Source organism: Pseudomonas sp. No.21, assembly GCF_054558415.1.
This window is the reverse complement of record NZ_BAAJNO010000001.1, coordinates 52,984-72,595: the sequence shown is the minus strand read 5'-3', so window position 1 is coordinate 72,595 and position 19,612 is coordinate 52,984. Positions and strand designations below refer to the sequence as shown.

The 19,612-nt window shown below is 67.6% G+C and carries 19 protein-coding genes; 8 read left to right on the top strand and 11 right to left on the bottom strand.

The features are described 5' to 3' along the window. Positions 1-52 precede the first annotated feature (52 nt). From ACYJSS_RS00325 to ACYJSS_RS00315, 3 genes are all read left to right on the top strand, one after another. Positions 53-523 carry a GNAT family N-acetyltransferase gene (locus tag ACYJSS_RS00325; protein WP_236206577.1) on the top strand — a complete coding sequence of 157 codons (471 nt, stop codon included), beginning with the start codon at positions 53-55 and terminating at the stop codon, positions 521-523. A gap of 101 nt (positions 524-624) precedes the next feature. Continuing rightward, positions 625-1,488, top strand: a complete 864-nt coding sequence (locus ACYJSS_RS00320) for a subclass B3 metallo-beta-lactamase PAM-3 (RefSeq protein ID WP_111263186.1) — start codon at positions 625-627, stop codon at positions 1,486-1,488. Between the two features lie 25 nt (positions 1,489-1,513). Next, positions 1,514-1,936 carry a PaaI family thioesterase gene (locus tag ACYJSS_RS00315; RefSeq protein WP_236206578.1) on the top strand — a complete coding sequence of 141 codons (423 nt, stop codon included), beginning with the start codon at positions 1,514-1,516 and terminating at the stop codon, positions 1,934-1,936. A 576-nt stretch (positions 1,937-2,512) separates the two neighbouring features. Here the strand turns inward: ACYJSS_RS00315 and ACYJSS_RS00310 are convergent. Both ACYJSS_RS00310 and ACYJSS_RS00305 read right to left on the bottom strand, forming a co-directional pair. Continuing rightward, positions 2,513-3,019, bottom strand: coding sequence for a hypothetical protein (locus ACYJSS_RS00310; RefSeq protein ID WP_236206579.1), 507 nt, complete (start codon positions 3,017-3,019; stop codon positions 2,513-2,515). Between the two features lie 12 nt (positions 3,020-3,031). Beyond that, positions 3,032-3,283: a hypothetical protein gene (locus ACYJSS_RS00305; RefSeq protein ID WP_236206580.1), complete on the bottom strand. Its 252-nt coding sequence runs from the start codon at positions 3,281-3,283 to the stop codon at positions 3,032-3,034. A 33-nt stretch (positions 3,284-3,316) separates the two neighbouring features. Here ACYJSS_RS00305 and ACYJSS_RS00300 point away from each other — a divergent pair, with 33 nt between their 5' ends. Continuing rightward, positions 3,317-4,183, top strand: a complete 867-nt coding sequence (locus tag ACYJSS_RS00300) for a DMT family transporter (RefSeq protein ID WP_236206581.1) — start codon at positions 3,317-3,319, stop codon at positions 4,181-4,183. A gap of 407 nt (positions 4,184-4,590) precedes the next feature. Next, entirely contained in the window at positions 4,591-5,361 is a 771-nt protein-coding gene (tam, locus tag ACYJSS_RS00295) for a trans-aconitate 2-methyltransferase (RefSeq protein WP_236206582.1), read from the top strand. A gap of 72 nt (positions 5,362-5,433) precedes the next feature. Here the strand turns inward: tam and ACYJSS_RS00290 are convergent, their stop codons facing one another. After that, a complete protein-coding gene (locus tag ACYJSS_RS00290) occupies positions 5,434-5,796 on the bottom strand; it encodes a DUF3509 domain-containing protein (RefSeq protein WP_111263190.1) in 363 nt (120 codons plus the stop codon). 170 nt (positions 5,797-5,966) lie between these two features. Beyond that, complete coding sequence (locus tag ACYJSS_RS00285; protein WP_236206583.1) at positions 5,967-6,827, bottom strand: LysR family transcriptional regulator; 861 nt, start codon at positions 6,825-6,827, stop codon at positions 5,967-5,969. Between the two features lie 107 nt (positions 6,828-6,934). Between ACYJSS_RS00285 and ACYJSS_RS00280 the strand changes: the two genes are divergently transcribed. Further along, complete coding sequence (locus ACYJSS_RS00280; RefSeq protein WP_111263192.1) at positions 6,935-7,360, top strand: VOC family protein; 426 nt, start codon at positions 6,935-6,937, stop codon at positions 7,358-7,360. 99 nt (positions 7,361-7,459) lie between these two features. Here the strand turns inward: ACYJSS_RS00280 and ACYJSS_RS00275 are convergent, their stop codons facing one another. Together ACYJSS_RS00275 and ACYJSS_RS00270 are read right to left on the bottom strand one after the other, a co-directional pair. Continuing rightward, positions 7,460-8,086, bottom strand: a complete 627-nt coding sequence (locus ACYJSS_RS00275) for a ferritin-like domain-containing protein (protein ID WP_111263193.1) — start codon at positions 8,084-8,086, stop codon at positions 7,460-7,462. 124 nt (positions 8,087-8,210) lie between these two features. Next, positions 8,211-9,296 (bottom strand): DUF1615 domain-containing protein, encoded by a 1,086-nt coding sequence (locus ACYJSS_RS00270; protein ID WP_236206584.1) that lies wholly within the window; start codon positions 9,294-9,296, stop codon positions 8,211-8,213. 143 nt (positions 9,297-9,439) lie between these two features. Here ACYJSS_RS00270 and ACYJSS_RS00265 point away from each other — a divergent pair, with 143 nt between their 5' ends. Continuing rightward, positions 9,440-10,201, top strand: coding sequence for a DUF695 domain-containing protein (locus ACYJSS_RS00265; protein WP_236206585.1), 762 nt, complete (start codon positions 9,440-9,442; stop codon positions 10,199-10,201). A gap of 827 nt (positions 10,202-11,028) precedes the next feature. Here ACYJSS_RS00265 and ACYJSS_RS00260 read toward each other — a convergent pair. From ACYJSS_RS00260 to peaA, 5 genes are all read right to left on the bottom strand, one after another. Continuing rightward, on the bottom strand, positions 11,029-12,702 hold the full coding sequence (locus tag ACYJSS_RS00260) for an AMP-binding protein (RefSeq protein ID WP_111263197.1): 1,674 nt from the start codon (positions 12,700-12,702) through the stop codon (positions 11,029-11,031). A gap of 245 nt (positions 12,703-12,947) precedes the next feature. Then, positions 12,948-14,072: a quinohemoprotein amine dehydrogenase subunit beta gene (gene peaD, locus ACYJSS_RS00255; protein WP_236206550.1), complete on the bottom strand. Its 1,125-nt coding sequence runs from the start codon at positions 14,070-14,072 to the stop codon at positions 12,948-12,950. Positions 14,073-14,100: 28 nt separating this feature from the next. Beyond that, complete coding sequence (gene qhpC, locus ACYJSS_RS00250; protein ID WP_236206549.1) at positions 14,101-14,424, bottom strand: quinohemoprotein amine dehydrogenase subunit gamma; 324 nt, start codon at positions 14,422-14,424, stop codon at positions 14,101-14,103. Between the two features lies 1 nt (position 14,425). After that, positions 14,426-15,856 carry a quinohemoprotein amine dehydrogenase maturation protein gene (gene peaB, locus ACYJSS_RS00245; RefSeq protein WP_236206548.1) on the bottom strand — a complete coding sequence of 477 codons (1,431 nt, stop codon included), beginning with the start codon at positions 15,854-15,856 and terminating at the stop codon, positions 14,426-14,428. A 49-nt stretch (positions 15,857-15,905) separates the two neighbouring features. Beyond that, positions 15,906-17,471 carry a quinohemoprotein amine dehydrogenase subunit alpha gene (peaA, locus tag ACYJSS_RS00240; protein WP_236206547.1) on the bottom strand — a complete coding sequence of 522 codons (1,566 nt, stop codon included), beginning with the start codon at positions 17,469-17,471 and terminating at the stop codon, positions 15,906-15,908. A gap of 406 nt (positions 17,472-17,877) precedes the next feature. Here peaA and ACYJSS_RS00235 point away from each other — a divergent pair, with 406 nt between their 5' ends. Further along, a complete protein-coding gene (locus tag ACYJSS_RS00235; protein WP_236206546.1) occupies positions 17,878-19,371 on the top strand; it encodes an aldehyde dehydrogenase family protein in 1,494 nt (497 codons plus the stop codon). The last annotated feature ends 241 nt before the right edge of the window (positions 19,372-19,612 follow it).

Here is a 19,612-nt window from a genome sequence, read left to right as displayed (position 1 = left end):
GGGCGCGCCGCTGCTGTTCCATGTGCGCTCCCCACCCTGCAAGGACGATCCCATGTACCGCCTGGACTGGCTGCGCAACCACCCGCAGCACAGCGACACCTACGCCCTCTGGCTCCACCGGCAGTTCGCCTACGAGTTCGCCGACCAGCCCCTGGAGGACTGGCAGCGCGAGTTCGCCGACGGCCAGCGCAGCGGCGAGTGGCAGTGCCTGGTGGCGCTGGATGGCGAACGCCTGCTCGGCGGCGCGGCCCTGGCCGGGGACGACCTGCCCGGCCGCGATGACCTGGGCCCCTGGCTCGCCTGCGTGTTCACCACGCCCGAAGCGCGCGGCCAGGGCATCGCCGAGCGCCTGATCGAGGGCATCTGCGAACAGGCCCGCCACCTGGGCCACACGCGGCTCTACCTGCACACCCAGGATCGCGCCGACTACTACGCCCGCCGTGGCTGGGCGCCGCTGGAACGTTTCCAGGCCTGGGGCGCCGAGCACACCCTGATGTGGCGGGCCCTGGACGGCGCGGCATGAGCGCGCTGAACCCTGGGCGCGGAAATGGGTCAGAGCGGCTCCATGGCGCCCGGCGTACCGGCCGGGCAGAATGCCGCCCCCGTGATCGATGGAGTGTTCCGATGCGTTTGCTCGCCAGCCTCGCGCTGCCCCTGTTCGCCGCCAACCTGGCGGTCGCCGCCCCCGCCCAGCTGCCCCAGCTGGAGGCCTACAAGGGCCTCGACGCCTGGCTGGTGCCGGTGGAGCCCCTGCGCATCAGCGACCACGTCTGGCAGATCGGCACCGCCAGCATCAGCGCCCTGCTGGTGAAGACCGACGCCGGCGCGGTGCTCATCGATGGGGGCATGCCCCAGGTGGCCGACCACCTGCTGGCCAACATGAAGAAGCTCGGCGTGGCCCCGCAGGATGTGCGCCTGATCCTCCACAGCCACGCGCACATCGACCATGTCGGCCCGCTGGCGGCGATCAAGCGCGCCACCGGCGCCGCGCTGGTGAGCAACGCCGAATCCGCCGTGCTGCTGCAACGCGGCGGCGCCGACGACATCCACTTCGGCAGCGGCATGCTCTTCGAACCGATCCAGACCGACCGCCTGGTGCAGGACGGCGAGGCCGTGACCCTGGGCGACACCACCTTCACCGTGCACTTCACCCCGGGGCACACGCCCGGCAGCATGAGCTGGACCTGGACCGACACCCAGGACGGCAAGCCCCTGCGCATCGCCTACAGCGACAGCCTCAGCGCGCCGGGCTACCAGCTGCGCCACAACGCCCGCTACCCGCACCTTGTGGACGCCTTCCGCGAAAGCTTCGCCGCCGTCCGCGCCCTGCCCTGCGACCTGCTGCTCACGCCCCACGCCGAAGGCAGCGGCTGGGACTACGCCAACGCCGCCAGGCCGCATCCGCAGCCGGTCAGCTGCAAGGCCTACGCGGACAAGGCCGAGGCGAATCTCGACAAGATGCTCGCCGAGCAGGCGAACAAGCGCTGACATCCAACGACGAGGGGGCCCGGACATGGTCAGCAAAGACGCGATCGCGAGTTTCATCAGGGACGCCTTCCCGCAGACCCGCGTGGTGATCGACGCCGTCGGGCCGATGAGCGCCACGGTGTCGCTGCAGGTGGACGACAGCGACCTGCGACCCGGCGGCACCGTATCCGGCCCCACGCTCATGGCCGTGGCCGACGTGGCCCTCTACGTCGCCGTGCTGGGGCAGATCGGCATCGTGCCGCTGGCGGTCACCACCAGCCTGACCTTCAACTTCCTGCGCCGGCCGGAAGCCGCCCGCCGGGTGATCGGCGAGTGCCGCCTGATGAAGCTGGGCAAGACCCTGGCCATGGGCGAGGTCTCCCTCTATTCCGAAGGCCTGGACGACCCCGTCGCCCATGTGGTCGGCACCTACTCCATCCCGCCGGAGCACCTGCGGCAGGTGCCGTGACACCGTGTTGGGGCGGGTTCATTGGCTCTGTCTGCGCTAAGTGTCGCCAGAAGGCTTTGGCCAAGCCGATCGCCGAGCTTTGCTGATGGTTTCTGTTTCGCCTTGCCGGGCGAGTCCCTTCTGACAATCGCCGGAATGCCGAACCACATAATAGGAACCCAAAGCGCTCGGCCTCATGAACAGGGCGTCTGGCCGCTGCTCCAACCTCTTCGCCAGCAGCTTCATCGGTGTGCGCATCACGCTCAGGGCGCAACGGCTTGCGTAGGGGGGCGTAGAGCGAAGCGAAACCCACGTGGTGGGCGTGACGGGGAGCCATAAATGCCCCAGAAAGCACCGGGCTTGAGGCCTCCCATCAAGTTCACAACAGCTAACGCAGACACAACCGACTCATTCGCCCAGCCCATGCTCGCGGGTTGCACCGATGCGAACCCCATCAACGGCGCTTGCCGGCCCAGCATGGGTTTCGCTTCGCTCTGCCCATCCTACGAATAGGCGCATGACGGGGCGTGGGAGCGAATTCATTCGCGAAGAACCGGCAGGCCCGGTCATCGCTGGGCCTCGCACCTCCGCGATCCGTCAGTCGGTCAACCACGCCTCGCGCAGCTGTCCGCCTTCGAAATAGAGCACGCGGGTTGCGGACTCGAAGGTGAACAACGCCAACGCTGGATGGCTCAAGGTCACCGCTTCGGTGCACGCCGCATCCAACTGGCCCGCCCCTTTGCCACAGGCGGTCGGGTAGCGCCCCGGCGCCTGGGTGGCAAGGCCGACCCGGGCGATGTCGGTACCGGTGCTGACGATATGTGGCACCTGCCGTTCGCTCGACAGTGCCAGGGCCACGGCGAACTCGCCATCACCCGCAGCGCTGACCAGCAGACGCGCGGAATCCTCCTGGCCATCGCCATCGAAATCCCCCACGGCGCGGGTGTAGCCGCTCGGTTCCTGCTTGCGCAGCGCCTCGTCGGCCGTGCCGGCAAAAAGGCCTGGCGATACCTCGACCCATTGTTTCTCCGCAGCGACGGCCTGGAGGCCTGAAGCGAGCAGAAACCCCATTACGGCAAGACGAACTTCATTGTTCAGGAGCATGCGATCCTCCGATCACATCGGGTTGGCGGCAGTTTCGACAGGCTGGCGAAGCAGCAAAAGGTGCAGATTAGAGCGGTTTTGTGACTTTATCCTGACGAGCGCGACAGGATGAAGCAGATTTCGAATGTGGGTTGGCGCCGAGCGCAGCAAGGCCCAACGGTGCAACGCCGCCCCGACCTGCAGCTCGTGGGGCAGCCATTTGCGAACAATCGGCACCTTGGTCGCATTGACCGCCGTCGCGCGGCCGCGCTTGTATGGCGCCACGACAACGACCACCCGACGCTAACGGGACCCGCCATGACCGTGCCTGCCGCCCACCCGACCACCACCCGAGGCTCCACCTTGCTGCTCACCGGCCTGGCGATGCTCGCCTTCGCCGGCAACTCGGTGCTTTGCCGCCTGGCCCTGAAGCACACGGACATCGATGCCGCCAGCTTCACCGTGCTGCGCATCGCCAGCGGCGCGCTGATGCTGTGGTTCCTGCTCAGGTGGCGCAGCGCCGGCAAGCCCATGGCCGGCAGTTGGCCGGGTGCGCTGGCGCTGGTGGTGTACGCGGCGGGCTTTTCCATGGCCTATGTCCACCTGGAGACCGGCACCGGCGCCCTGCTGCTGTTCGGCGCGGTGCAGCTGAGCATGCTCTCCTACGGCTTCCTGCGCGGCGAGCGGCTCGGGCTGCAGGGCGCGGCCGGCCTGTTGCTGGCCATGGCCGGCTTGCTGGTGCTGCTGTTGCCGGGTGCCAGTGCGCCGCCCCTGGGCAGTGCGTTGCTGATGCTGGTGGCAGGGCTCGCCTGGGCGGTCTATTCGCTGCTGGGCAAGGGCTCCGGCGATCCGCTGGCTGCCACCACCGGCAACTTCGTGCGCGGCATCCCGATCGCCCTGGCCTGCGCCCTGCCCTTTCTCCACGACCTGCGCTACGACCCCGCCGGTGCGGGCTTCGCCCTGCTCTCCGGCGCCGTCGCCTCCGGCCTGGGCTACGCCATCTGGTACGCGGCGGTGGCCCGGCTGGCTGCGATCCAGGCCGCCACGGTCCAGCTCAGTGTGCCGATCATCGCGGCGACGGCGGGCATCCTCCTGCTCGGGGAAGCCCTGACCCTCACCCTGGCGGTCTCGTCCATCGCGGTGCTGGGAGGCGTGGGGCTGGTTTTAGGCAGCAAGGTGCGCTGAAGCAGGGGACTGGCCTCTGGCTTTTGGTGGTCTGTCAGATCTTTGCCGTTTCGCTATAGCAAAAGGCTTACAAGAGGCGGGTGAAATCTCCTCTGCCCGACTTTATCTGACAGACCTATCCTACACACACGACTGAAGCGCAGGACGCGCCCGGTCAGGGAAGATCGACCAACGCCAGGATGGCAGCCGACAGGATGTCGGACGGTCTGGAAAAAGCCCGCTTCGGCGGGCTTTTTACTTTTCTGCGTTCTGCAGGCCTTGCATCCGCCCGCTGCCCCTCACCTGCCCTGCATCGAGCACGCCCTGTCGACGGCTCGCCTGGGGCTCGTTGGCCGCCATCCAGGCTGGAAGGATCGGCCGACCTGGAGGATGATCGAGCCCCTCCCCACGCAGCCCGGAGCCTTTCGATGAGCTGGTCCGCCGCGCAATACCGGAAGTTCGAAGACGAGCGCAATCGCCCCATCCATGACCTGCTGGCGCAGGTGCCCGAGCACCCGGTGACGCGGGCGATCGACCTGGGCTGTGGCCCGGGCAACTCCACCCAGTTGCTCCTCGAGCGCTTTCCCGCTGCCCGGGTCACCGGCCTGGACAGCTCGGAGGACATGATCGCGGCCGCCCGCCAGCGCCTGCCGGCGGTCGACTTCCAGGTGGGCGACATCACCGGCTGGAGCAGCGTCGAGCCGGTCGACCTGATCCTCGCCAACGCCTCCCTGCAATGGGTGCCGGACCACGCCAGCCTGCTGCCGGCGCTGCTGGCCCGGCTCGCCCCCGGCGGCAGCCTGGCGGTGCAGATGCCCGACAACCTGGACGAACCGGCCCACCGGCTGATGCGCGAGATCGCAGCGCAAGGCCCCTGGGCCGAGCGCCTGGCCGATGCCCACCGCGCCCGGGAAAGCCGCCATCCGGCGTCGTGGTACTTCGGCGTCCTGCGCGAAGCCGGTGCACGGGTCAACGTCTGGCGGACCGTCTACCACCATGCGCTGGCGGGCGGCCCGAAGGCCATCGTCGAGTGGTTCAAGGGCAGCGGCCTTCGCCCCTTCCTCGCGCCGCTTTCGGCCAGCGAACAGGACCAGTACCTCGCGCGTTACGAGGCCGCACTGGCAGAGGCCTATCCCAGCTATGCCGACGACTGCGTGCTGCTGCCCTTCCCCCGCCTGTTCTTCGTCGCCACCCGCTGAAACGCACCCAGGGCACGGCGCGGGGGGCTCGATGAGCCCATCAGCCCGGGGCGATGCATGCAGCGAGTCGGCTCAACCCGCCACGGCCTGGCGACCGACCGAGCCATGGCGCAGGGCGCGTCGGGCGAACAGGGTCTTGGCGGCGGTGACCTGGATCGGGCCGCCGGTGAAGGTCGGCAGCTCGCCGCGCACCCACTGGTTGCCTTCGCCCTTCCAGCTCACCTCGCCTGCGGCGAGCTTGATGTCGCGGATCAGCTCGCGGATCAGGCCGCGCACCCGCTTCTGGCAGAACACCGCATCGCTGTCGATGGCCTTGCGCAGGGTCGGGTGGTCGTCCTTGTCGAGGGTCAGCAGCAGCTTGCCGTCGGGGCGGGGCGTGATGGAGACGGTGTAGCCAGGGAAGGCGTCGAAGAATTCTTTGATGGCGATCTGCATTGAAAACACTCCTGTCCGGTTCATTGCCGTAACAGGAAGTGCATCCGCCGTGCCAGCCTTTGGCCAGCCTTTAAATCCTTATTAATCAATCAGTTGCACAAAGCTGATATCAAGCTGTCATTTGCAGGATGCAAGGCGGGCCAATTGTTGAGGCCGTATTCTGCAAGGGCTCAGGCACCGCGCAGGCAGCGGGCGAAGAGTTGCAGGATGGGCTGGCTGCGCTGGCCCTGTCGGGTCAGCAGGATGATGCGCCGCTGGAAGGTCAGCTCGCCCAGGCGGATGACACGGATGGCGGCCTCGCGCTCCAGCCACAGGCCCGCCTCGGGGATCAGCGAGACCCCGAGCCCCGCTTCGACCATGCGCACGATGGCGTCGAGCTCGTCGAGCTCCAGCGCCACCTGGACCTCTAGCCGTTGCCGACGGAGGAAGCGGGTGACCTGGCGCCCGCCGAAGGAGGTGCGGTCGTAGCGCACCAGCGGCTGGCTGGCGAGGATGTGCAGCGGGTCATCGCCCTCCAGCCCGCGGGGCACGATGAGCACGAAATCCTCCTCGCGCAGGACCTCGGCGTGCAGCTCCTTGGGCAGGTCGAACGGCGGCTCGATGAGGATCGCCAGGTCCAGTTCACCCGCGTCCACCTGGCTCAGCAGGTTCAACGAGACACCGGGAATCAGCTTGGGCTCGACCTTGGGCGCGGCCTCGCGCAGGCGCAGCAGTGCGGCGGCCAGCAGGCCGGTCTGCACCGTGGCGATGGCGCCGATGCGCAGCTCGCCGCTGAACTGCTCGGCCGCCTCCGGGGTGGCCATGCGCGCGAAGATCTCCAGCATCTCCCGCGCCATGGGCAGGGCGCGGTGTCCGGCGGCATTGAGGATGGCCTGGCGCCCGGTGCGATCGAACAGGCGCACGCCGAGGGCTTGCTCCAGGTTGCGGATCTGCGCGCTGACCGCCGACTGGGTCAGGCCGATGTGCATCCCGGCGGCGGCGAAGGTGCCGTGGCGGGCGACGGCGATGAAGGTACGGAGTTCGCGCAGCATGGTCGGCCTCTGATCGAAATTATTCGTGCTCGGCACAAATTATCCCGACTTTCCATCGACAATCCCATCTCTAGAATGGAGCGCAAACCACCACGAGGCAGCGCCCCATGAGTCTTTCCCCCTTCCACTTGGCCATTCCCGTCCATGACCTCGCCGCCGCCCGGCACTTCTACGGCCAGGTGTTCGGCCTCGCCGAGGGTCGCTCCAGCGAACACTGGGTGGATTTCGATTTCTTCGGCCATCAACTGGTGATCCACGAGCACCCGAAGACCTCCAGCCAGGAGGCCGCGCACACCAACGCGGTGGACGGCCACGACGTGCCGGTGCCGCATTTCGGCGTGGTGTTGCCCTGGGCGCAATGGGAGGCCCTCGCCGAGCGCCTGCGCGGGCTGGGCACGCAGTTCGTGATCGAGCCCTACGTGCGCTTCAAGGGCCAGGTGGGCGAGCAGGCGACCCTGTTCCTCTTCGACCCGTGCGGCAACGCGCTGGAGTTCAAGGCGTTCAAGGACATGGGGCAGTTGTTCGCCAAGTGATGCGAAGCACCGGGCTTCTGTTCAGTGGCCCCCCGCGTTCGCGGGGATGACGGGGTGACCTGGCCCCGCTGCGGTCGGCGCCGGGCCCTGCAGGGGCTGCTACGCCTCGGGCAGTTCGCGGGAAAGCAGCGCCTTGATGGTGTTGGCGTGGCGCTGTTCGTCCCGCAATACGGCCTGGAAACGGCGCAGCCAAGAGTCGTCGCCCATGGCACCGACCAGGGTCACCAGGGTTTCCCAGGCGGCCTGCTCGCCCAGCTCGTAGATGAGCATGGCGTGCAGGCATTGCGGCACGGTGCTGTCCGGTTGCGCCAGCACCTGGGCCACGCGCTGGGCGGCGATGCCCCAGGTGCGAGGGTGCTCGGCCAGCGCGGTGCGGGCCCGCACGCCAACGGTTTCCAGGGCCTCGATCAGGGTCCAGACGTGGGCCAGCTCTTCGTCGCGGATCTGCCGGAAGGTCGCCACCAGTTCGGCGCGGTTGCCGTGGTGGTGCATGGCGCGGTCCAGCAGCGAATCGTAGAGCTGCACGCAGATGCTCTCCGCAAGCACGGCCTCTTCCAGCTTGGCGATGAACAGGCTCGAATCGCTGCGCGCCATGGCGGCGAAGGCGTGCTCGCCACGGCTGCGCCAGCCGTCACCGGGCTCATCGGCCGTGGACGGGGCCTGGCCGATGACGCCGACATTGGCGAGCTCGCTGCGCTCGGGGCGTGCTGAGGTGACACTGGGCATTGTTATTCTCCTCTCGTGACCCGGCGGGTGCGTGCCTGAGCACCCGCCTTGGTCATGGGAAAATCCGTCCGGTGGGAGGTTCAAGAAGTTTTCAGCCGAGCTGACGACGGGCCGGCATGGCGGTTCAACGCGCCATGCAGCGCTGGTAGCGCTCGTCGACACGCTTGGCGAACCAGGCCGTGGTCAACTTGCGGGTGATCTTCGGGCTCTGCAGGGTGATGCCCGGCAGTACCGCGCGGGGCAGCCTGCGCCCGGCGCCCTTCTCGGCCAGGGCGAAGACCTTCTCGTACAGCTCCGTCTCGGCGAAATCCGGCCCCTCGCCCTGCTCCAGGGCCCGGCGGATAGCGCCCTCGCCCATGTCCAGGCGCCGCCCCAGGGTGCGCACCGCCTTCTCGGTGGAGCCGGCATCGCGGCTGCCGTGGATGATCAGGTCGCCATCCAGCGCCAGGGGCATGCCGCTGGCCAGGCTCACGGCCTGCTGGAAGGCGGCGTTGCGGCTGGCGTACCAGCCGGCATTGAAGTCGGCGAAGCGGTACAGCGGCTCGGGGTAGTCCGCCTCGTAGCCGAGCAGGTGGGCAATGCCGAAATACAGGCCGCCACGGCGGGTGAACACCTCGTCGCGCACGCTGCCGGTGGTCGGGTACGGGTAGTGCTCGGCGTGCTGCTGGGCGAAGGCGATGCTGACCTGCATGGGGCCGCCGGTGTGCACCGGGTTGAAGGTGCCGAACAACTGGCGGCCGAGGGGCACCATGCCGATGAAGTCATCGAAGATCACGCTCAACTGGCGCTCGGTGCGCACGGCTGCGAGGCGCTGGGCGTAGGTCTTGCCGGTGGGCGAGCGGATGTCCAGCGCCGAATCCACCAGGAAGCCCGGCAGGTGCAGGCGCGCGGCGCGACGGTCGATCTCCTGCCGGGCGATCTTCGACAACCCCGGCACCGGCGGGTCGGCCTGGTAGGTGGATTCCTGCTCGGTCACCGCCAGCACCGCGCAGAAGTTGCTCTTCACCGTGGCCAGCTCCTGGGCGGTGAAGGCGACCTGGATGTCGGTGGCCCAGCCCTGGCGGTCCACCACGCTGCTGGGAATCAGCCGCGCCACCTGCGCGCGCACCTCGGCCGGGCTGAGCTGCGGGCCCTCCTGGCTGCGCTGGCTGCCGCAGCCGGCCAGCAGCGCGGCGGCGACGAGGACGAGACTGGCGGGGGCGAGATTCATGGTGGCTCCGACGGCGGCAAACGAAACGGCATGGCCCAGCTTCGACAGGCGTGCCGTGCAGCTGTTCAACCGACATGCCGGCAATCCGTGCGCGAACGCGTGCGTCTCTGTAGAGTCGCTCCATCCACGCAAGGAGTTGCTGCATGACTGACGATTGGGATTTCTATTTCGCACAGGTCGACGACCGCCCCGCTTCCCTCTACGTCGACCTCGGCGCGGCGGGTGAGGCGCCCCTGGAGCACCTGCCGTTCATGGCCTACGTGCGCCTGCACATGCGCACGCCGCGTGAGGACGGTCTCTCCAGCCAGGATGAATTCGACCGGCTGATCGAGATCGAGGACCTGTTGACGGCACGCCTGATCAACGAAGGCTGCGCCTACCTCGGTCGCTACACCGGCAGTGGCCTGCGCGATTTCTTCTTCTACGTGGGCGACCCGTCGCTCTGGGAGAACCGCGTGGCCGCCGTGATGGAGGGCTTCCCCGAGTACGAGTACGAAGCCGGCACCCAGGAGGACCCGGACTGGAGCACCTACTTCGACTTCCTCTTCCCGCCCGCCGAAGACCAGCAGCGCATCAGCAACCGCCGCCTGTGCGCGGTGCTGGAAAGCAATGGCGACACGCTGGAAACCCCGCGCGAGATCGACCACTGGTTCTACCTGCCCGACGCGGCCCGTGGCCAGGCGCTGATCGCCGAGGCCGCCACCCTCCAATTCGCCGTGCGCAACTGTGGCTGGACCGAGGATGAGGACGCCTATCGGGTGCAGCTGTGGCGCGAGGACATCCCCCAGCCGGGCTCCATCGACGAGCTGACCCTGGCGATGCTGGCCCTGGCGCTGTCCTTCGACGGCGACTACGACGGCTGGGAGACGGTGCTGGTGACGGACGAGCCGACGACCTTGCATTGAGGTCGGGATGGTTGATAGGGCCGCTGCGCGGCCCTTTTCGCGAATGAATTCGCTCCCACAAGCATCGCGCGCGTAAACAGCCACGCCCTTAGGACGTGGCTGTGCTTTTTGCCCCTGGAAGGGCCTCGGAGCATGCAGCCGCCGCTCACTCCGCACGTAGGGTGTGCTGCGCGCACCTGGGGCTCGCCGGAAGCACCGTGCGGCGGTGCGCGGCACACCCTACGGCACGTGTTCATCCTGTCGAATCCTCGCGCGAATGAATTGGCTCTGTCTGCGTTAAGTGTTGCTAGAGGATTTGAGTCCAGCTGATTGCCGAGCTCTGATGATGTTTCTGGTTTCGCCCCCCGGGCGAGTCTCTTTCTTCAGTCGTCGGGATGCCGAACCACAAGAAAGAAACCAAAGAGGCTTGCCCCATCATCCGGCCCCGGCTTCGCCGGGGTTCCCTCACTCCATCGCCGTTACTCGCTACGCTCGCCCTTCGGGCCGCACTGAAGTGCGTTCGCCGCAAGCGTCGTCTGGGGGCCGGCGCGATGGGCCATCCATGGCCTGGCGCGCCTCTCGCGGCATCCATGCCGCTCGTCCCCCGGCGCAACGACTGCGTTCGGCCTCCTGGAGGGGCGTTGGCGGCTGCTCCAACTTCTTCGTCCAGCGCATCGCCATGTGGTGCGCACGGGCTTTCGTAGGATGGGTCGGGCGGCGTTCCGCGAGCGAAGCGAAACCCATGCGGTGGCGGTGGCACGAACCCTTGGGCGCCCGGAAATGGCCGTGCTTGAGGCCTTGCATTAAAACCACAACAGCTAACACAGACAGAGCCAATGAATTCGCCCCTACAGGCTCCCGATCTCCTCGATGCTGATTTCGCGCATGCGGAATTTCTGGATCTTGCCGGTCACGGTCATGGGGAATTCGCTGACGAAGCGGAAGTGGCGCGGGACCTTGAAGTGGGCGATGCGTGAGCGGGCCCAGTCGCGCAGCTCTTCCGCCGTGGCCGCATGGCCGGGGTGCAGCTGGACCCAGGCCACCAGCTCCTCGCCGTAGCGACTGCAGGGGATGCCGATCACCTGCACGTCGGCCACCGCCGGGTGGGTGAAGAAGAACTCCTCCAGCTCGCGCGGATAGATGTTCTCGCCACCGCGAATGATCATGTCCTTGCTGCGCCCGACGATGCGCACGTAGCCCTCCTCGTCCATGGCCGCCAGGTCGCCGGTGTGCATCCAGCGGCCGGGGTCGATGGCGTCCGTCGTCGCCTGCGGGTTGTTCCAGTAGCCGAGCATGACGCTGTAGCCCCGGGTGCACAGCTCGCCGATCTGCCCGCGCGGGACGATGCGGCCGTCGGCGTCGACGATCTTGCTTTCCAGCTGCGGCTGGGTACGGCCGACGGTGGTGACGCGCAGTTCGAGGCCGTCATCCGGGCCGGTCTGCAGGGACACCGGGCTGGTCTCGGTCATGCCGTAGGCGATCTGCACCTCGGCCATGTGCATCTCGTCGATCACCCGGCGCATCACTTCGATCGGGCAGGTGGCGCCGGCCATGATCCCGGTGCGCAGGCTGGAGAGGTCGAATTCGTGGCGCCGGGGGTGGTCCAGCTCGGCGATGAACATGGTGGGCACGCCGTAGAGCGCGGTGGCCTTCTCCTCGGCCACGGCGGCCAGGGTGGCCAGCGGGTCGAAGGCGTCGCCCGGGTAGATCATGGTGCTGCCGTGGGTCAGGCAACCGAGGTTGCCCATGACCATGCCGAAACAGTGGTAGAGCGGCACCGGGATCACCAGGCGGTCGTGTTCGGTGAGGCCCAGGCTCTCGCCGACCATGTAGCCGTTGTTGAGGATGTTGTAGTGGCTGAGGGTGGCGCCCTTGGGGAAGCCGGTGGTGCCGGAGGTGTACTGGATGTTGATCGGGTCGTCGAACTGCAACTGGCCCTCGCGCTCGGCCAGCGCGGCGGCGTTCACCTCCCCGGCCCGCACCTGCAGGGCGGCCCAGGGGAGGAAGCCGGCCGGTGGCTCGGCGGCCAGGCTGACCACGCCGCGCAGCTCCGGCAGTTTCTCGCTGGCGAGGGTGCCCGGCTCGCCGTCGGCCAGGGCCGGGGCCAGCTCCAGCAGCATGGCGTGGTAGTCGGAGGTCTTGAAGGCGTCGGCGCAGATCACCCAGCGGCAACCGGATTGCTTGAGGGCGTATTCCAGTTCGCTGCTGCGGTAGGCCGGGTTGATGTTGACCAGGATGGCACCGACCTTGGCGCTGGCGAACTGGGTGATGGTCCATTCGGCGCAGTTGGGCGCCCAGATGCCGAGGCGATCGCCCGCCTCCAGGCCGATGGCCATGAGCGCGCGGGCATGGCGTTCCACTTCCGCCGCCAGTTGCGCCCAGCTCAGGCGCAGGCCCTGGTGGCGCACCACCAGCGCTTCGCGCTCGGGGAAGCGCGCCACGGTGGCGTCGAAGGCGGCGCCCAGGGTCATGGCCAGCAATGGCTTGTCCTGGCGCCCACGGGTGTAGCTGGGGTGATTCATGGCTTTCCCTTCTTGTGCTTGTTGGGATCGACGCAGAACCGACTGCCGCTGCCAGGCAGGCAACGCGGGGTGCCGGTCATATTTAACCTTTACGTAAACGTTAAGCCAGGCCTGGAGGGGTCTCCGTTGGTCGTAGAGGCGCTGTGCCATGGGCCTGGCTTGCTAGCGGGCCGCCGCGTTCGCGAGGGTGACGAGGTGGCGGTCCCCGTCATCCCCGCGAACCTGGGGAACCGCTGGACAACGCCTCAGCGCACGAACACCTGCGTCGTGGTGATCGCCATGTCGCCACCGGGCAGCTTGATGTTCTTCACCTTCTCCAGGCTGTCCGGGTCGAACACGGCGATGTCGTTGAAGGTGCCGGCGAGGTAGAGCTTGCTGCCGGCCTTGTTGAACGCCACGCAGTAGTAGGTGTGTTCGAGGTTGGCGGCCTTGATCAGCTTCTGCTGCCTGATGTCGTACTTGGCCAGGCGGTTGAGCACGCCGAACATCAGGTTCGGGTCCTTGGGCGAGCGCATGCCGGTGAAGTACAGCTCGGTGAGCGGGGCGAAGTCCTGCACCGTGCTCTTGCCGGTCTTCAGGTCGATGCTGACGAAGCCGTAGATGAAATCGGCGGTGGCCAGGTCCTGCTTGTCGTCCTTGAACCTGGCCGTGGTGTAGAGCATGGAGAAGTCGTGCAGCGCGCTCTGGTGCGGCCAGAAATACAGCACGTCCGGGGCGCTGTAGTTGGGGCGTTGCCAGTTGCGCCCGGGTACTGCTACCTCGTACCGGCCGGTGTGCACGTCCATCTTGTAGATGTCCGGCCCCGCCACGAACAGGCTGCCGTCGTCGGCGGCACGCATCAGGTACACCTGGCGCGGCATGGGGAAGCTGCGCACGGGCTTGGCGTCGAGGCCGTCGGCGGTGCGGAACACCTCCAGGCGCGGCGGCTTGACCACGTAGTGGTCGCTCATCATCTGGGTCGGGTTGACGGTGGTGTAGAGCTCCTTGCCGTCCGTGCTCAAGGCGAAGGAGAACATCGAGCGCACCTTCTCCCCCGGGTTGCGCGAGAGCCGGGCGTGGAACACGGTCTTGCAGTCATCCAGGTCGACGCCATAGAGGTCGCCGAAGTGGTTGTTGAGCAGGTAGGCGGTCTTGTTGTCCGGCGCCATCATCGCGGTGCCGGGGCCGAAGGCGTCGGGCAGGCGGCAGGTCTTGTAGAGGCTGTCGCTGGCCAGGTCGACCACGTGGAGGTTGTTCGGGTAGTTGGTGGCGATCAGGTATTCGCTGCCGGGCTTGAGGGCCGGGCCGGCGTTGTCGGCGGCCCAGGCACCGGAGCCCAGGGCGAGCCCGGCGACGGCGGTGGCCAGGCGGGCGATGACGGTGAGTTTCATGCGGATTCCCCTGTTGTTCTTCTTGTCGTCACTTGTCTTTCGGGAAGACGGTGCCGAGGTTGCGCCAGTCCTGCGAGGAATCCGCGGCGTTGGCGTTCCAGTCCTGGTAGGTGCTCATCATGTCCGGCACCTGGGCCGGCCACCAGCAGGGGTCGGAGCAACCGTAGAGGTCCGCCTCCATGGGCTGGCAGAGCGAGGAGACGCCCACGAAGGCGTCCACTTCCCAGCCCGGGTCGGTGGTGGAGGTGCAGCCGGCCACGGCGCTCATGGCCACGACGTCTTCGACGCGGTCTTCGGCCACGGCCTGGTCCAGCAACTGGGCTTTGTTGTTCAGCGGCTTGAGATGCTTCATGTCAGTGCGCCTTCCGCGGGGTGATGTAGCGGCTGATGAAGGCCGGGTTGGCGGCCATGATCCGGCTGTAGACCTCGATGCCGAAGTCCACCCAGTCGCGCATCAGGTCGCAGTAGTGGTAGGTCGGGTGGGTGGGGTCGCCGTAACGGGCGTAGCTCTCGTGGTAGCAGCCGCCGGAGCAGAGGTTGCGGATGCGGCAGGTGTCGCAGCCGGTGCCCTGGCGGTCCAGGCGCTGGGAGAGGAAGTCGTTGAGCTCGGCCTGCTTCACCCCGCTGTGCACGTCGCCGAAGGTGGGCAGGCTGGAGCCGGTAAAGCGGTGGCAGAGGTTGAGCCCGCCGGCGTGATCCACGGCCAGCATCTTCAGGCCGGCGCCGCAGGGCAGCGCCTTCTTCTGCCCCTCGTGGATATCGGTGATCAGCTGGTGCAGGTTGGAGAAGCCGATGTTGCGGTGCTCCAACGCCGCCGCCAGGTAGCGCCGGCCGAGGGCCTTCATGTTGGCGAAGACCTGCACCAGTTCCTCGGCCGTGAGGTTGTAGTCGCTGAGATCGCCCGAGGTGACCGGGGCGAAACCGACCTCGGCGAAGCCCATCTCGTTGAACAGGTGGTTCCAGATGGTTTCGACATCGGTGATGCCCCGGGTCAGGGTCACCCGCGCGCCCACCGGGCGGCTGCGGTAGCGCGACAGCAGCATGTCGGCCTTGCGCCGGACCACGTCGTAGGTACCCTGCCCGCCCACGGTGATGCGGTTGCGGTCGTGCACCGTCTTCGGCCCGTCGATGCTGATGGAGAGGCCGAAGCGATGGGCGTCGAGCCAGTCGACGATCTCCTCGGTGAGCAGCGTGGCGTTGGTGGTCATGATGAATTCCACCGGCTTGCCGGCCTGTGCGAAACGCCGCTCGCAGTAGCCCACCATGTGCTCGATCAGCGCGCGGTTGGAGAGCGGTTCGCCGCCGAAGAACACCACGCTGTAGCGGGGCTCGTCGGGGGACTCGCGCAGCAGCATCTCCACCGAGGCTTCGGCGGTCTCGACGGCCATCTTGCGGCCGGCCGAGGGCTTGTCGAGGTCTTCCTTATAGCAGTATGTGCAGCTGAGGTTGCAGCCGGTGTTGACGTTCAGCACCACGGTGTTCAGCGCGGTGCGCTCGACCCGCTTGATGCCGATTTCCGGCGTCAGCGGCGAGCCGTCGCTCACCAGTTCCAGCGCGATCAGCTCGCGCAGGGTCTCGCTCACCTCCTGGCCGGGGAAGCGCCCGGCCAGGCGCTGCACCAGGTCTTCGGGCGAGCAGCCCTGCTGACGCAGCGTGTCGATGATGCCGCCGGTGACGGCGTCCGTGGCGAACAACGAACTGCTGGGGATGTGGAACAGCATGCGGTCCGCGTCCACCTGCACTTCATGCAGGTTGCGCTCGACCAGATTCAAGATTGCGCCCATGGCGACCTCCGGGGAATTTGCCCAATCGTCGATGCGGTTCGCGGCCGGTTCATGGCAGCGGCGGGTTGTTCCAGCGCTGCACGGTGACGATCAGGTGGCCTTCGCCCTTCTGGCCGCCCTCCTCCAGCTCGGCGATCACCTTCAGGTTGCCGGCGTTGTTGGTCATCATCCGCCGCTCGGGGTTGGGGCCGGCGGCACCGGGGATGAACACGCCGTCCTTCTGCATCTGCCCGGCGAACTTGACGTCCTGGTCCTCCTCGGCGCGTGCGTCGAAGGGCGCGACCGACCAGCTGGCCGGCAGGTAGCCAATGCGGTACGGCTGGCCGGCTGCATCCCGGCCCCAGGCCTCGGCCTCGAAACGGCCCTGCACCTTGGGCGTGGAGCCGCCGTTCTCACCCACCCGGGCGATGGAGAAGGCGGGCACCACCTTCACCTCGGTGACCTGGCTGTAGACCGCCAGGGACACGCCCTTGAGCTCGCCCAGCGCCACATCACGCACACCCGGCGCAGCATCGGCGGCAGCCTTGACCCGCACGCGCACCTGCTCCGGCGTCGCCTCCAGCACCTTGACCACTTGCAGGCCGGCGCCCAGCTGCGGGGTGCCTTTCAGGCCGCTGCCCACCAGGGTCAGCTCCGCTTCGCTACCGGCCTTGATAGAGGCCGGCTGCACGGCCAGCAGCTTGGCGCTGCCTACCTTGGCGGCGCTGAAGTCGAGGCCGCGCTCATCGTGCTCGGCCTCGAACATGCGGCCCTTCATCTCGCCGTCCAGGGCGGCGAAGACCTGGCGCATGGCGGTGTCGCCGACCTTCACATTGCCGCGCCATTCATAGCCGTTGTAGAGGATGGCCGAGCCGCTGCCCGTAAAGGGCGTGCCATCGGCGTAGGCGCCCTTCACCTGCAGGGTGAAGCTGTCGCCGGCATCGGCCGTCACCGTCATCACGCCGCGCACATCGCCCTTGGCGAGCATGTGGCCGCTGAAGCTCCATTGCCCCGGCAGCGCATCCGCCCCGGGTCGCGCCTTCTGCCAGTCGGCCCAGGCCTGGTCCTCCAGCGGGAAGCGCTTGGCGAGCTCGGGCACCATCTGCTTGAGGGCGATATCCAGCCAGTCGCGGTCGCGGGACTGGGCCTGGTACTCCAGCGACGGCCACTGGCCGAGGTGGAAGTTGACCAGGTGCTCCCACTCCCTGGCCGGGCGGCGCTGCAGGGCCACCCGTGCGCCGGAGTGGCAGCGGCCGCACATCTGGGTCAGCTGCTCGTCGAACTGCTCCACCGTGTTGAGGCGTCGCTCCATGGCGTAGCGCACGCCCTCGGTCTCGCTGGGGGCCAGGCCCTGCTGGTCGGCCAGGTACTTGACCAGGGTGCGGCGGTCGTCGTCGCTGATGGAGAGGCCATGCATCACCTGCATGCGCGCAATGCTCATCAGCCAGCCTTCGGGCGTCTTGCGCTGATGGCTGATGCGGCTGTAGCGGTCGCCGCCCTCGGCAATGTGGCAGCCCATGCACTTGCTCTTGAGCAGGGCCGGGCCCTCCTCCGCTGCCTGGGCCTGGGTGCACAGCAAGGCTGCCGCAGCCAGCAACAGGCTGCCCGCACGCCACCGGAGTCGAATCGTCTTCAAGGTCGGACCTCCACGGTTTTGTTCTTATGGTTCGCACCCGTCTCGCCAGCGGTGCGTCTGCAACGGCAAATACACAATGTGTGCCATCGCCTGGCAGGGCCTTGCAGAACAACGACTTAAGCCATTTCCGGGGGTGTGCCGGGGCCTTCGGTAACGGAGCCGGGCGTCTAATTTCGCGACAGCTCGTCACAGGCTGAGACAGCGGCACCCACCGGGCCGAGGGGACCGGGCGGCGGCACTGTCCAGCGCCTGTCTCACCCCGTCTCAAACTGCAACAGTGGGGAACGGCGGCGGTGCGTGCCATGTTCGAGAAAACCGTTCCCATTCAATCACTTGCCTGCATACAGGGGCCCTGGCACGGGCGTTGCGCGAGCCGCTGCACTGCCCATCAACAGAGGCCCTACCCATGCATTCCGAACTGCCCGTATTGCCCCAGACCCGAGACTTCCTCGACCGCCCGCTGAAGATGCTGATCGGCGATGGCTGGCAGGACGCCGCCAGCGGCGCCACCCTGGACTTCCGCAACCCCGCCACGGGCGATGTGCTGGGGAGCGTACCCTCCGCCGCCGCCGAGGATGTCGACCGCGCCGTACGTGCCGCGCGCCAGGCCTTCGACGACTCGCCCTGGAGCCGCATGCGCCCGCGCGAACGGCAGAACCTGCTGTGGCGCCTGGCCGACCTGATGGAACGCGACGCCCGGCAACTGGCCGAGCTGGAATGCCTGAACAACGGCAAGAGCGCTGCCGTCGCCCAGGTGATGGACGTGCAACTGGGCATCGACTTCCTGCGCTACATGGCCGGCTGGGCCACCAAGATCGAAGGCACCACGGTGGAGCCCTCCCTGCCGCTGATGCCCGACGACCGCTTCCACGGCTTCATCCGCCGCGAGGCGGTGGGCGTGGTGGGCGCCATCGTCGCCTGGAACTTCCCCCTGCTGCTGGCCTGCTGGAAACTCGGCCCGGCGCTGGCCACCGGCTGCACCCTGGTGCTCAAGCCCGCCGACGAAACCCCGCTCACCGCCCTCAAGCTGGCCGAGCTGGTGCTGGAGGCGGGCTACCCGGCGGGGGTGTTCAACGTGGTGACGGGCACCGGCCTCAACGCCGGCGTCGCCCTCACCCGCCACCCGGGCGTGGACAAGCTGACCTTCACCGGCTCCACCGAGGTGGGCAAGCAGATCGGCAAGGCGGCCATGGACAACATGACCCGCGTGACCCTGGAGCTGGGCGGCAAATCCCCCACTATCGTCATGCCCGACGCCAACCTGCAGGAGGCCGCCGCCGGCGCCGCCACGGCCATCTTCTTCAACCAGGGCCAGGTGTGCTGCGCCGGCTCGCGCCTGTACGTGCACCGCAAGCACTTCGACAACGTGGTCGCCGACATCGCCGGCATCGCCAACGCCATGAAGCTCGGCAACGGCCTCGACCCCAGCGTGCAGATGGGCCCGCTGATCTCCGCCAAGCAACAGGACCGCGTCACCGGCTACATCGACCTCGGCCGCGAACTCGGCGCCACCGTCGCCTGCGGCGGCGAAGGCTTCGGCCCGGGCTACTTCGTCAAACCCACCGTCATCGTCGGCGTGGACCAGAAGCACCGCCTGGTGCAGGAAGAAATCTTCGGCCCCGTGCTCGTCGCCATGCCCTTCGACGACCTCGACCAAGCCGTGCGCCTGGCCAACGACAACCCCTACGGCCTGGGCGCGAGCATCTGGTCCAACGACCTTTCCGCCGTGCACCGCATGATCCCGCGCATCAAATCCGGCTCCGTCTGGGTCAACTGCCACAGCGCCCTCGACCCGGCGCTGCCGTTCGGGGGCTACAAGATGTCGGGGGTCGGCCGCGAGATGGGCGCGGCTGCGATCGAGCACTACACGGAGGTGAAATCGGTGTTGATCAGGGTGTGAGGGAGGAAGAAAGGTCCGCCTTAGGGGCGGGCCTTTGCCTTTGCGGTAGTGCGAGGGCGTGCCTGTCTACGGAGCAACTTCCGCCTCGAGACCACAATTGCTCCCCCATCGCCCACACCCGAACTGCCTGTACAGGCCCTACCATGGGCAATCCAAGCATCTCGCCAGCATGGATTTTTCGCCTTCAAACTGATTGACTAGCGCGCTGATCGCCGGAGGCGGTCCCCTCTCGGCAAAGGAC